Here is a 12,602-nt window from a genome sequence, read left to right on the forward strand (position 1 = left end):
TGGTCGACCGCCTGAAGTCCTCTGCATTGAGGAAGTCCCCCTGAGGGCAACCTGAGTAGGCCCGAGGACGGGCCGCTAAATAACCTCGATATCGTAGCCTCGAAACTTAAAAGCAGCCCTTATGTTCCCAATGATCCGTGCACGATCCAAATCCTCAATTCGCACGACGTGATTTGGGGCATCCCAAGCCGAGATCGTATTGGTGTAAATGACAAGGCCACTTGGTCCCGCCAATACCTCAGAGTCGATCTGCATGGATTTCTGACCCTCTGTATACTGAACACCAGTTCTGCCAAGAACTTCCACGCGATAGCCCTCGCTGCTCTCGATTACATTTGGACGTGGCGTGTTGAATATGGTCATGGAGCGAGGACCGAACCCCTTGAGGTCGTGACGTAGGATGCTGTTTCCATCTTGCTTAAGTGGCCTTCGCTGGCAAGGAAGCTGTGGCCGCTCGAAGGAGAATGTCGGGTTTTGGCAAGCAATCTTTCTAGGCCTACGACCGCAATGGGGTCGATTGTTGACCGGCAACCTCGGGGTGGGAAGCGGAACGTCGGCTTAGAGACAGTTTAGCGGAGAAACAGACGTAATTCTTTGTCACTGATAAGGTTGGGCCGAGACGGTACGCTCAACCGTCCCAGCCCGCGTTCAGGTCTCCTTCCTGCGTCGCAGGATGAGGGTGAAGAAGACCGGAACGAAGAAGATGCCGAGCAGAGTGCCGGCTAGTGTGCCGCCCATAACCCCGATGCCGATTGAGTTTTGCGCTCCCGAACCGGCACCGGTGGCGGTGGCCAGCGGCAGGACGCCGAGCAGGAAGGCAAGCGAGGTCATGACGATCGGACGAATACGGAGGCGAGCGGCTTCAAGGATAGCCTCAAGCACCGTCCGCCCCTGGTCCCGCAGTTCGCGTGCGAACTCTACGATGAGGATCGCATTCTTTGCCGCGAGACCCATTGTGGTGAGGAGGCCCACCTTGAAGTAGACGTCATTGCTCTGCCCGAAGAGGTAGGCTGCAAGCAGGGCGCCGGCGACGCCGACGGGAACGGCCAAAATGACTGAGATCGGGATCAGCCAGCTCTCATAGAGCGCGGCAAGGCAGAGGAAGACGACGAGGATCGAGACGCCATAGAGCAGGATGGCCTGCGAGCCCGAGAGCCGTTCCTGATAGGAGAGGCCCGACCGGATATTCAGTGCCCACCCGACTTATTCAAGCTAAAACGACGGATCGAAGTTGAAATAGATCGGGTTGGACAGCGCCACCATGTTCTGGCTCAACGCCATCGAATTGGGCACTTCGGGGTAAGGCGCCTGCGGCCCCATCACCTCCACGCGATAATAGGTCCATTCGTCAGCATGTGGACTGTCGACGAAACGCGCCGTGCGCGTCACTGCATCGGTGAAAATGGTGGCGAATTCGCTGCGGTTCCTGATGATCCGCACCTCATAATTCGCCCGGGGGATCCCGCCCTCCGACAAGCGGACTTCAAACGTCACCGGACCGCCGGAGGGCATGACATTGTCACCCATCGTCGTCTCGAACCGTCCATCGCCATCGCAATCGGCGACCAGTTCCACGCGCGGATTGTACGGATTGGAGCTGATGGAGGCTCTGCCGTGTTTCAGCGCCTGCAGAAGCGCCGCCTTCGACCGCTCGGCCGCAAAAACCCAGGTCGTGGGCGTGCCCACATAATTGCCTGTTGCTTCTCTGGTCAGCGGGCCGATCAGCGCCGGGTCGTCCGGCATGCCATGGTGATTATCGCTGCCACCGCGCGCCCCGATCATGCGTCCGGACAGCAACTGGTCGTCCCAGATGCGCACGCTAGCCACGTTCTTGGGCCAGACGCTAGTGTTCCAGATTTCGACCGAATCCGCGAGGTCGAAGGAAAAACCGTAGTGGTTCTTATGGTTCGGATGATTGGCCGACCAGTGGATGCCAAGCTCTTGCTTGAGCTTCAGAAGGTTCCAGTCCCGCGCATTGCGCGCATCGAAAACACGCTGGTGGTCATAGGGTTCGGCCGCCAAAATATTGACGTGCCCCCGCGGCGCCGTGAGTTCGGCGCCATAGAACAGCAGAACAAGATCCGACCTGTATTCGGGATCAACCCAAGTGTGCTGCGCCACGGCACCCTGCACATGCACGTCGTGATCCGTGATCGCCAGATAGTCAAAACCCATACGCTCCGCAAAACGGATGATCCGAGAGGGCGTGTTGTTCGTGCTGTCGGTCGAGTGGCAGGAATGCATGTGCCAATCGCCCTTGAGCCAGATGCCGGATTGCTGGGGTGAAACCGTCATTGTTCACCGCAACGCCGGGGTGAAAATCGAAAAGACCTTGCGCGCTCGCTTAAGAGGGCGAGCTTGCGGTTCAGCTTGGCGATACGAGGCATTTGGATCACTCAGTTGCGCGAGAGGGTCTGGCGATATGCGGCCCATCTCGCCGTCAGGGTATGATGATTCGAGAGCAAAGGCGGCCGGACTCCGGCCGGGATCGCAAATACGCGTCGGTTCCTCGATTGACCAAAGGCGTTCTGCCCACGATATAAAATGCGTGCCGGAACAGGGCTGGCTGTGGGTCGACCCGCGGCGGACCGAGGGGACTGGTTCGGGGACTGTGCGAGAATCGATGGCGCGAGGCGCGGGAAAAGTGGGGATTAAGGACGTCGCCGGAGCGGCAGACGTCTCCGTTTCCACCGTCTCGCATGTGCTCAACGGCACCGCGCCGATCTCGGCGGAAGTGCGGGCGCGCGTGCTCGACGCTGCCAGCGACCTCGGCTATCTCGCCAAGCGCCGTGAAAAGGCGGCAATCGCGGTCATCCGCAGCATCCTGCTTGCCGTGCCCAGCGATACGCTGCCGCACAGCCAATACAACCTCTTCTCCTGGACGCTGCTCAGCACGCTGATGCGCGAGTGCGAACGCCGCTCCATCCGCGTGGTGCCGCTGGAAGTGGACAATCCCGTTGTCGATGCCGCGCAGCTGGTTGCCGAAGCGCGGGCGCAGGATGTGGATGGCATCCTGCTGCTCAACGAGGACCGGCCCGACCTTTTGGCGGAGATCGCGCAGTCCGGCATCCCCGCCGTGCTGATGAACGGCGAAGACCAGGAAATGCAGATCGACAGCGTGACGCCTGGCAACCGGTTCGCCGCCCGCTATGCCACCAACTGGTTGATCTCGCAGGGCCATCGCAACATCCTGCACCTGACATGGGAAGGTAGAAGCACGATCCGTCGCCGGCGCGACGGTTTTCTCGACGCCTTCCGCGCCAACGGCCTCTCGCTCGAAACAGCCTATATTCACCACGCTGCGGGCTATTTGCCGGAGATGGGGGCCGAAGCGATCCGGCGCTGGGTCGACAAGCACCAGGGACTGGGCGGCATCACCGCGGTCTTCTGCGCCGCCGACAATTTGGCGCTGGGCGTCATGACGGCCCTGCAGCAGGATGGCTTTTCCATGCCAAGGGATCTCTCGATCGTCGGGTTCGACGGCGTTGCGCTGGGTGAATTCGTGTCTCCCAGCCTCACCACGGTCAGCGTGCCGCTCGACCATATCGGCCTGTCGGCACTGCACCTGCTCGAGCAGCGCATCGTCAATGCTGCCGCGCAGCCCCCGGCGCACCGGCTGGAGCTGGGTTGCCGGCTGACGGTGCGCAAGAGCGTTCGCGTACTCACCTGAGCCTCAGCCCGCGGGCAGCGGGCCGAAGAGTTCATCGAGCAAGGACTGGTGCGCGGTCTCCACGGCTCCCAGCAGGCCGGCGCGGCTGCCGGCGCTGCTGCGCACGACCGCCACCGGCCGCATCCAACTCGTCTCGACATGCACGCGCACCCTGTCGATGAACTCGGTGCGCGCGCCGATGCTGCCGCCAAAGACCACCATCTCCATGTCGAGCAGAGCCAGCGCCGACACGACCCCCTGCGCCACGAAACGCGCCGCTTCATTGAGAGCGGCGGCGGCTGCAGGATGACCTGCTGTCGCAGCGTCGAAGATGTCCCGCACCGAGTGCTCGGTTTCGCCGCCCAGGGAGACGTAATGATCGCGGATTCCTGCTTCGCCCACGCGCCGCTCGAGCGGGGCAAGACCTTTTGCCTGGAGGCCCCAGAGAGGCAGGTAGCCGAGTTCGCCGCCACCGCCAAAGGCGCCGCGCACGAGACGCCCCTCAACCGCCAGGGCGCCGCCGATGCCCGTCCCCAGGCCCACGAACAGGACGTTTCCACAGTTGCAGGCCGTGCCATGCGCCATCTCGGCGACCAAGGCGAGGTTGACGTCGTTTTCCAGTCGCACCGTTGCGCCCATGCTTGCCTGAAGCGGATCGCGAAAGGATAGTCCTTCTATGCCCGGAAGATTGCCGGCCAGCGTCAGCCGCCCGTCCTGCGGATCGACCGCCGCCGGAATGCCCACCACCGCCTGGCGCAGGTGAAAGCGGGGAACGCCGGCATCCCGGCAAAGAGTGTCTGCGAGCGCACTGATCTGGGCGATCAGGCGCGGCGGCCCGCCGCGGTCGGTGGGTTCGGCGCGTTCTGCCAAAACCCTGCCCCGCAAATCGAGAAGGGCCGCGGCCACCTTGGTCCCGCCCACATCGACGCCCAGCCCGACGGCGGCACGGTCTCGCAGGGCATAAAGCAGGTCGGAGCGCCCCGGGACACCTTTCAGGCTCCCGCTGACCTCCACCAGCCCCCGCGTTTCAAGACCCGCCAGAAGGTCCGATGTGGCTTGGCGCGACAGCCCCAGCTTGCGGGCCAGGGCCGGCCGCTGGATGCCATCACAGGCCATCAGGCACTCAACGAGGGGGCGTAAGTAACCAGGCTGTGAATTTTTATTCTGCGGCCGAATGCCTGTTCCACCTGAAAGCCGCGCCACCCTAGAGCGTTGATGCACCAGAGAATCTTCCATACTAGCTCCGTCAAAAATACCCTCTGGCACACACAAATCATCGATCGTGAAAATCTTTTCGTATTGCTTCGGCCGTTGATGAAAGCAAGGATGCTGGAGTACAGGCTGAAATCAAGCGAATTCTGGGATAAAGATGCCGCAGAACTTGCAGCCTGCCGAGGAGGAGCGGACGTTAATGAAAATATTTTTGGCGTACGTTACCGGAGTTTTACGCAGTTGCCGACATGCGGGAGCATGGCAGAGGCTGAAAAGGGGAGAGAGATGAAGACCAGAAAGTGGGTTGCGCGCATAGCGCTGGCAGCCGTTTCAACGGCGGCGTTGACGGTGTCGGCCTGGGCATTCCAGGAATCGCCGATGCTCAAGGAAATGGTGGACGCGGGCAGCTTGCCGCCTGTCGACGAGCGCCTGCCAGCCAACCCGACGGTGGTCGAGGCGATCGAGGTGGGCCAGTATGGCGGCACCTGGCACCGCGCCTATAGCGGCCCCGGCGATCGCTGGGGGCCGACCAAGCTCATGGAAGAGCGCGTGCTCAAATGGTCTGCCGACGCCAATGGCGAGGCCGTCCTCAAGCCCGGCTATATCGAGAGCTACTCGGTCAACGACACTTCGACGGAATTCACCTTCACCCTGCTCGATGGCCTCAAGTGGTCCGATGGCGAGCCGGTGACGACCGAGGACGTGGAGTTCTGGTACAAGGACGTGTTCCTCAACACCGACATCGTGCCCAATATCGATCCCACCTTCGCGCCCGGTGGCAAGCCGATGGAAGTCGAGATCCAGGACGAGCGCACGTTCACAGTCAAGTTCGCGCAGCCCTATGTCTATTTCCTGCAGATCCTGGCCAAGGATTCCACCGGCGAGCCGAGCCTCGACCGCCCGAGCTTCGTGTTCCCCAAGCACTATCTGAGCCAGTACAACAATCACTACGCCAGTGACGAAGAACTGGCTGCGGGCGCCAAGAAGTTCAACGTCGCCAAGTGGACCGATCTCTGGGGTTCCAAGGGCGCCGCGACCGCCTGGTGGGCCAATCCCGATCTGCCCGTGCTGACGGCCTGGAAGATCGAAACGCCGGCCCCGGCGGAAACCGTGACCATGGTGCGCAACCCCTACTATTATGCGGTCGACCAGGAGGGGAACCAGCTTCCCTATATCGATCGGATCGATCACCGGCTCTACCAGGACCCGGAAACCCTGAACCTTATGGTTGCCCAGGGGCAGATCGACATGCAGGCCCGCGGCATGACGCTCGACAACTACACCTTCTACAAGGAGAACGAGGACCGCGGGAACTACCACGTGGTTGCTGGCCGCGACGCCAATGTCTGGTCCATCGTGCCCAACCAGACGGTGACGGACGAGGTGCTGCGCACCCTCTTCCAGAACCCGGACTTCCGCCATGCCCTGTCCGTTGCCGTCGATCGCGAGGCAATCATCGAGTTGACGCAGTCAGGCCTGGCGTTCCCGGTGCAGACGGCGCCGGTTCAAGGTTCTCCCTACTACAAGGAAGAGCTGGCGACGCACTGGGCCGAATATGATCCGGACGAAGCCGACAGCCTGCTCGACGCGGCCGGCCTGTCCGAACGCGATGGCGAAGGGTTCCGCCTGCGGCCCGACGGGCAGCGCCTGACGCTGACCATCGAAGCCAACGACGCGGCCCACGCCAAGACGCTGGAAATTCTCGCCGATATGTTCGCCGATGTCGGGATCGAGCTGTTGCCGCGGATCATCGATCGCACGCAGTGGGACAACAATCGCGACAACAATGACTTCCAGCTGCAATGGATGGCCTTCGACCGGCTCACCTACGTGCCGGCGGATCCGCGCCTCATGCTGGGCAGCCAGTCCTTCGGCAACGAGTACTTCAAGTGGTACCAGACCGAAGGCGAGAGCGGCATGGAGCCGCCTGAAGGCAGCCCTGTCCTTGCCATGTTCGACGCTTGGGACGAAGCATCCCAGGCCAAGAATCTCGAAGACGCGGATGCCGCCGTCAACGAGATGATCTCAGACTTCGTCAACGCCGGCTACATCATCGGCGTCTATGGCGGCGGTACCGTGGTCACCATCGTGGCGAACGACATGCACAACGTTCAAGAGGACCTCGTTCAGGACGACATCTTCCGCGGCGTGGGCATCGCGCGCACGCAGCAGTTCTGGCTCGGTCAGGAATAGTCCACCAAGCCCTGCCCGGAGCCGCCCGTCGTGTGGCTCCGGGTTCTGACGTGTCTCCGGCCGGATCAACCGGGTTGGGGGGAGGAATACCAGCATGATCGCCTTCATCCTTCGGCGGGCCCTCCTGGCCATCCCGACGCTGATCTTCATTTCGTTCATCGCCTTCGTCATCATCCAGCTGCCGCCGGGCGACTACATCACCGCCTATGCTGCCGAGCTGCGGCACCAGGGCGAATACATCACCGAGGCGCAGGAAGCGGCGATGCGCGCCCAATATGGGCTCAACGATCCGCTGGTCGTCCAATACTGGCGCTGGATCAGCAACATCGTGCTGCACGGCGATTTCGGCTATTCGCTGCAGTGGAACGCGCCGGTCTCGAGCCTCATCTGGGATCGGCTGGCGATCACGCTCGCCATTTCCACGCTGAGCCTCGTCTTCACCTGGATCATCGCCATTCCCGTCGGTGTCTACTCGGCGACCCGGCAATATTCCGTGCTCGATTACGTGTTCACGGTGTTCGGGTTCCTCGGAAAGGGCATTCCCGATTTCCTGCTCGCGCTCATCCTGCTCTGGATCAGCTTCGTCTATCTCAACCTCAACGTGGGCGGCCTGTTCTCGCCCCAGTTCCAGTCGGCGCCCTGGAGCGTGGCCAAGGTCATCGACCTTCTACAGCACATCTGGATCCCGCTGGTGGTGCTGGCGACAGGGGGCGCGGCCGGGCTGATCCGCGTCATGCGCGCCAACATGCTCGACGAACTGGGCAAGCCCTATGTCGAAACGGCCTATGCGCAGGGCCTGAGCGAAAGCCGGGTGGTCTGGAGCTATCCGGTCCGCGTCGCGCTCAACCCGTTCATCTCAACGGTCGGCTGGGCGCTGCCGGCACTCTTTTCGGGGGACATCATCACGGCCGTGGTGCTCAACCTGCCCACGACGGGCCCGCTGCTGCTGCAGGCCCTCAAGATGCAAGACATGTATCTGGCCGGCAGCTTCATCCTCGTTCTCAGCGTCTTCACCGTTATCGGCACGCTGATCTCCGACATCCTCCTGGCGTGGTTCGATCCGCGCATCCGGTACGCGTGAGGCACCATCCATGACCGACCAGACCCTCCCGGCCGCTGCGCCTCAGTCGGCCGCCCGTCAGGAAGATCTTTATACCGCCAAGCCGTGGCAACTGGTGTGGCGCCGCTTTACCAAGCACACGCTCGCCGTCATCTCGCTCTGGTTCCTCGGCATCATCATCGTCGCGGCCATCTTCGCGGACATGGTGGCGCCCTACGATCCGTTCGAGGTCCAGCGGCTGCGCACGCTCGCTCCTCCCACGGGCATACACCTGTTTCACGAGGGCCAGTTCGTGGGCCCGTTCGTCTATGGCCTCAAGCGCGAACGCGACCCCGAAACCGCCCGAGTGCATTTCGAGGACGATCTCGAGAAGGTGCTGCCCATCCAGCTCTTTTATGCCGGGGACGACTACAATTTCTTCGGACTGTTCAAGTCCAACATCCACCTTTTCGGCATCGACGATCGGCGCAACCAGATCAACCTGATCGGCACCGATGATCTGGGGCGGGACGTGTTCTCGCGCCTTATGCACGGCGCCCGGGTCAGCCTCTCGGCCGGGCTCGTCGGCGTGGCCTTCGCCTTCGTGCTGGGCCTGACGCTGGGCTCGATCTCCGGGTATTTCGGCGGCTGGATCGACAGTTCGATCCAGCGATTGATGGAGTTCATCCGCTCCATCCCCACCATTCCGCTCTGGATGGGTCTCGCTGCGGCGCTCCCCATCGCCTGGGACCCGCTGTTCGTCTACGTGCTGATCACGCTGATCCTGGCACTGATCGGCTGGACGCACCTGGCGCGCGTGGTCCGCGGACAGTTCTTCGCCATCCGCAACGAGGACTATGTGCTCGCCGCACGGCTCGCTGGCGCCTCGGAATACCGCATCATCACCAAGCATATGTTGCCCTCGATGACCTCCTACATCATCGCGGCGCTGACCCTGGCCGTGCCCGACATGATCCTGGGCGAAACCGCGCTCAGCTTCCTCGGCCTCGGCCTTCGGCCGCCGGTGGTCAGCTGGGGTGTGCTGCTGCAGGACGCGCAGAACCTGCGCTCCATTTCCATGGCCCCCTGGCTGCTTGCGCCGGGCGCTGCGGTGGTTCTCACCGTCCTCGCCTTCAATTTCCTCGGTGATGGCCTGCGCGACGCGGCCGACCCCTATGGACAATAGACCCATGAGCCCATCCTCCATGCCCGCCGAGCGGTTGCTCGAACTCGACGACGTGCAGGTCCACTTTCCGATGCGCGAAGGCCTCGTGAAGGCCGTCAACGGCGTGTCCTACCACGTCAACAAGGGCGAAGTGCTCGGCATTGTCGGCGAAAGCGGCTCTGGCAAATCGATCACTGCCCGCTCCATCATGCGCCTCTTGCCCAAAAAGGCTGTGGAGCCCGGTGGGCGGATCAGCTTCAGGCCACGCACCGGCGAGGAGTACGAGTTGTCGTCCCTTTCGCGCAACAGCCGGGCCATTCGGCAGGTGCGCGGCAATCATATCGGGATGATCTTCCAGGAGCCGATGACGGCCCTGTCGCCGGTGCACACCATCGGCATGCAGATCATGCGCACGGTGCAACTGCACAAGAAGCTGGGCAAGGCAGCGGCGCGCGAGAGGGCCATCGACCTGCTCGCCAAGGTGCAATTGCCCCGTCCCAGGGAACTCGTCGACGCCTATCCGCACCAGCTTTCGGGCGGCATGCGCCAGCGCGCCATGATTGCGCTCGCCATTTCGTGCGACCCGAGCCTGCTGATTGCCGACGAGCCGACGACGGCGCTGGACGTGACGACCGAAGCCCAGATCCTTGACCTGCTGAAATCGCTGCAGTCCGAGCTGGGGATGGCGATCATCTTCATCACCCACAATTTTGGCGTGGTGGCCGACATCGCAGACCGCGTCTCGGTGATGTACCTGGGCAAGATCGTCGAGACGGCTACCGTCGACGACATCTTCTATGCGCCCAAGCACCCATACACGCAGGCACTGCTGCGCTCGATTCCGCGCCTCGGCGTCGATCAGGGGCGGCGCCTGCCGACCATTCCCGGCATGGTGCCCGACCCCTTCAGCGTGCCGCCCGGCTGCTCCTTCAATCCGCGCTGCAGCCACGCGATCGCCGGACTCTGCGATGTCAAAACGCCGCCTGAAAAGCGCTTCGGCAACCAGATGTCGCGCTGCCATATCGCCGACCAGTTCGTGCAGGAGCCGGCTCATGTCTGAGGCATCGATGCAAACTTCAGCGCTGCCCGATGACGTCCTGATCTCGGTGCGCAACCTCAAAAAGTATTTCCCCGTGCATGCCGGCTGGCTGCGGCGCGAAGTGGGACAGGTCAAAGCCATCGACGATGTGTCGCTCGACATCAGGAAGGGCGAGACTCTCGGTCTGGTGGGCGAATCCGGTTCCGGGAAATCCACTGTCGCCCGGCTGATGCTGCGCGCCTATTCCTTGACCGACGGACAAATCCTTTTCCGCCAGTCAGACGGCTCCACCATCGATCTCTCGCAGCTTTCGGATCGGGAAATGCGTGCCGTGCGGCGGGAGATGCAGATGATCTTCCAGGATCCCTACTCCTCGCTCAATCCGCGCATGACGCTGCTTGAGCTGGTGGGCGAGCCGATGATCATCCACGGCGCCGGCAGCCAGGGCGAAATTCGCGACCGGGTGGCCGAACTCCTGCAGGTGGTCGGCCTTCGCCCCGAATTCATCAACCGCTATCCGCACGCTTTCTCGGGCGGACAGCGCCAGCGCATCGGCATTGCCCGGGCCTTGGCACTCAACCCCAGCTTCATTGCGGCTGACGAGGCGGTGTCGGCGCTCGACGTGTCGGTGGCAGCGCAGAACATCAACCTGCTGCAGGACCTTCAGGAGAAATTCGGCCTCACCTATCTCTTCATCACCCACGATCTGGGCATGGTGGAGCACATCTCAGACCGGGTCGGCGTGATGTATCTGGGACGGTTGATGGAAGTGGCGCCGACCGAGCAGTTGTTCGCCAAGCCGCTCCATCCCTATACCGAAGCGCTGATGGCCGCCGTGCCGCAGCCCGACCCGCGCGGCAATCGCATCCGGAAGCGAGTGCCGCTCAAGGGCGAGATCGCCAATGCGGCCAATCCACCGGCCGGCTGCGCCTTTCATCCCCGTTGCCCCTATGCCCAGGCGAAGTGCAGCGCCGAAGTGCCTGCCCTGCGGACGGTTGAAGGCGGTCGGCAGGTGCGCTGCCACTTTGCCGAAGAGCTGTCTCTTGTCGGGGCAGTCGCGTGACAGAAAACTTGTTGCCGGTCGATGCCGATCTTGCGGCGCTTTATGCGCCACATCTGCGCTTTGACAGCGCCGAGCCCTATTTCCCCCACGCCCTGGGCTATACCGTCTTCCGCAGCCCGGGCCACTCGCCCTCAAGCAAGTTCGAGATCGATCCCGCCGGCACCCTGACGCTTGAATACGCCATTTATTACGATTGGGACATCGGTCACCTCTATGACCTCGAGCATGTCTGGGTGCATGTCGGGGAAACCGGCCAGGTCATCCGCGTCGAAGCGTCCGCCCATGGTGGCCGCAAGCCCATGGACATCGGCCCCGGCCTTCCGGAGATGGATGCGACCCACCCGATCCTTTACGTCGAAGCCGGCAAGCACGCCCATTGGGCCCAGCCCGGCCATATGACCGCTGCCGACCGTCAAAAGCTGGCCAGCCTCTGCGGTTCACTCGCTGGCGTCGAAGGCGTGCATCTCGGCAATCTCTTCGCCCAACGCGGCGATTACATCACCACCCCAAGACGCCACCGCCTCGCCCGCCTCAAGATGGCCGCCGATGCTTTTGTGCCCAGCCACACCTACCTGGCCTCAGCGACCCCGAGGCTTCTCCTCCCCTGGCCGGAACTCGAAGCCACCATCCCGCAGCGCGTTACTGAAATCATGACCGACCTCGAAACCGACCAGTCCCACTTTGCCGCCATTTTTCTCGATTGCGGCGATACTCTCATCGACGAGCGCACCGAGGTCAAACTACCGGGTAGCGAAGTCGTCATCCGCGCCGACCTCATCCCCGGCGCCAAGGAGATGATGGATAGTCTGAAAGCCGCTGGTCACAGGTTGATCCTCGTTGCCGATGGTCCGCGCCAGACCTTCGTCAACATGCTGACCCATCACGGTCTCTGGGATCACTTCGACGCCCACATCATCTCCGAGGATGTCGGCGTCCACAAACCCGATGCCCGCATGTTCGACGCCGCGCTCGCCGCCGCTGGCCTCACTCGGGACGATGCCTGGCGCACCGTCATGGTCGGCAACAATCTCTCGCGCGACATCTGCGGCGCCAATGCGCTCGGTATCACGTCGGTTTTCATGGCGTGGTCGACCCTGCGCACCCACGTCCCCGCCGATGCTTCCGAAGTGCCCAACTATCGCATCGAGGCCCCGGCGGAACTGCCCGGCCTCCTGGAAAGGCTCGAAGTGCTGACCAAACACCGCGCTCCCTTCGCCCAACGCTAACGTAATGCTAACGATA

General features: G+C 62.6%; 10 protein-coding genes and 1 pseudogene. 7 read left to right on the forward strand and 4 right to left on the reverse strand.

From position 1 onward, the window contains the following. Nucleotides 1-75: 75 nt before the first annotated feature. The 3 genes and pseudogenes from IC608_RS18555 to IC608_RS06700 all read right to left on the reverse strand — a co-directional run bounded on the left by IC608_RS18555 (nt 76) and on the right by IC608_RS06700 (nt 2,295). Complete coding sequence (locus IC608_RS18555) at nt 76-363, reverse strand: Imm74 family immunity protein (protein WP_191773848.1); 288 nt, start codon at nt 361-363, stop codon at nt 76-78. A gap of 285 nt (nt 364-648) precedes the next feature. Continuing rightward, nucleotides 649-1,176 (reverse strand): annotated as a pseudogene (locus tag IC608_RS06695) (efflux RND transporter permease subunit); the annotation flags it as partial. 36 nt (nt 1,177-1,212) lie between these two features. Further along, on the reverse strand, nt 1,213-2,295 hold the full coding sequence (locus tag IC608_RS06700; RefSeq protein WP_191773850.1) for a CehA/McbA family metallohydrolase: 1,083 nt from the start codon (nt 2,293-2,295) through the stop codon (nt 1,213-1,215). A gap of 328 nt (nt 2,296-2,623) precedes the next feature. Between IC608_RS06700 and IC608_RS06705 the strand changes: the two genes are divergently transcribed. Next, a complete protein-coding gene (locus tag IC608_RS06705; protein ID WP_191773852.1) occupies nt 2,624-3,670 on the forward strand; it encodes a LacI family DNA-binding transcriptional regulator in 1,047 nt (348 codons plus the stop codon). 3 nt (nt 3,671-3,673) lie between these two features. On the opposite strand, the gene IC608_RS06710 is transcribed toward IC608_RS06705, so the two are convergent. Then, complete coding sequence (locus tag IC608_RS06710; RefSeq protein WP_191773854.1) at nt 3,674-4,765, reverse strand: ROK family transcriptional regulator; 1,092 nt, start codon at nt 4,763-4,765, stop codon at nt 3,674-3,676. A gap of 381 nt (nt 4,766-5,146) precedes the next feature. Between IC608_RS06710 and IC608_RS06715 the strand changes: the two genes are divergently transcribed. From IC608_RS06715 to IC608_RS18440, 6 genes are all read left to right on the forward strand, one after another. Continuing rightward, nucleotides 5,147-7,054, forward strand: coding sequence for an ABC transporter substrate-binding protein (locus IC608_RS06715; RefSeq protein WP_211200068.1), 1,908 nt, complete (start codon nt 5,147-5,149; stop codon nt 7,052-7,054). A gap of 94 nt (nt 7,055-7,148) precedes the next feature. Further along, nucleotides 7,149-8,135 (forward strand): ABC transporter permease, encoded by a 987-nt coding sequence (locus tag IC608_RS06720; protein ID WP_191773856.1) that lies wholly within the window; start codon nt 7,149-7,151, stop codon nt 8,133-8,135. Nucleotides 8,136-8,145: 10 nt separating this feature from the next. Further along, nucleotides 8,146-9,279: an ABC transporter permease gene (locus tag IC608_RS06725; protein WP_191773858.1), complete on the forward strand. Its 1,134-nt coding sequence runs from the start codon at nt 8,146-8,148 to the stop codon at nt 9,277-9,279. Nucleotides 9,280-9,283: 4 nt separating this feature from the next. Continuing rightward, nucleotides 9,284-10,318, forward strand: coding sequence for an ABC transporter ATP-binding protein (locus IC608_RS06730; RefSeq protein WP_210316265.1), 1,035 nt, complete (start codon nt 9,284-9,286; stop codon nt 10,316-10,318). Then, nucleotides 10,311-11,360, forward strand: a complete 1,050-nt coding sequence (locus IC608_RS06735) for an ABC transporter ATP-binding protein (protein ID WP_191773860.1) — start codon at nt 10,311-10,313, stop codon at nt 11,358-11,360. Before IC608_RS06730 ends, IC608_RS06735 begins: the two co-directional genes overlap by 8 nt. Beyond that, the gene (locus tag IC608_RS18440) at nt 11,357-12,586 is read left to right on the forward strand and encodes an HAD hydrolase-like protein (RefSeq protein WP_210316266.1); all 1,230 of its coding nucleotides are present in this window, start codon (nt 11,357-11,359) and stop codon (nt 12,584-12,586) included. The genes IC608_RS06735 and IC608_RS18440 overlap by 4 nt, the downstream gene beginning before the upstream one ends. The last annotated feature ends 16 nt before the right edge of the window (nt 12,587-12,602 follow it).

Origin of the sequence: Devosia oryzisoli (genome assembly GCF_014837245.1) — a bacterium.
Lineage (GTDB): Bacteria > Pseudomonadota > Alphaproteobacteria > Rhizobiales > Devosiaceae > Devosia > Devosia oryzisoli.

Excerpts from the sequence above, each read along its gene's own strand:
- IC608_RS18555 (WP_191773848.1), bottom strand. The coding sequence starts at position 363 with ATGACCATATTCAACACGCCACGTCCAAATGTAATCGAGAGCAGCGAG.
- IC608_RS06700 (WP_191773850.1), bottom strand. The coding sequence starts at position 2,295 with ATGACGGTTTCACCCCAGCAATCCGGCATCTGGCTCAAGGGCGATTGG.
- IC608_RS06705 (WP_191773852.1), top strand. The coding sequence starts at position 2,624 with ATGGCGCGAGGCGCGGGAAAAGTGGGGATTAAGGACGTCGCCGGAGCG.
- IC608_RS06710 (WP_191773854.1), bottom strand. The coding sequence starts at position 4,765 with ATGGCCTGTGATGGCATCCAGCGGCCGGCCCTGGCCCGCAAGCTGGGG.
- IC608_RS06715 (WP_211200068.1), top strand. The coding sequence starts at position 5,147 with ATGAAGACCAGAAAGTGGGTTGCGCGCATAGCGCTGGCAGCCGTTTCA.
- IC608_RS06720 (WP_191773856.1), top strand. The coding sequence starts at position 7,149 with ATGATCGCCTTCATCCTTCGGCGGGCCCTCCTGGCCATCCCGACGCTG.
- IC608_RS06725 (WP_191773858.1), top strand. The coding sequence starts at position 8,146 with ATGACCGACCAGACCCTCCCGGCCGCTGCGCCTCAGTCGGCCGCCCGT.
- IC608_RS06730 (WP_210316265.1), top strand. The coding sequence starts at position 9,284 with ATGAGCCCATCCTCCATGCCCGCCGAGCGGTTGCTCGAACTCGACGAC.
- IC608_RS06735 (WP_191773860.1), top strand. The coding sequence starts at position 10,311 with ATGTCTGAGGCATCGATGCAAACTTCAGCGCTGCCCGATGACGTCCTG.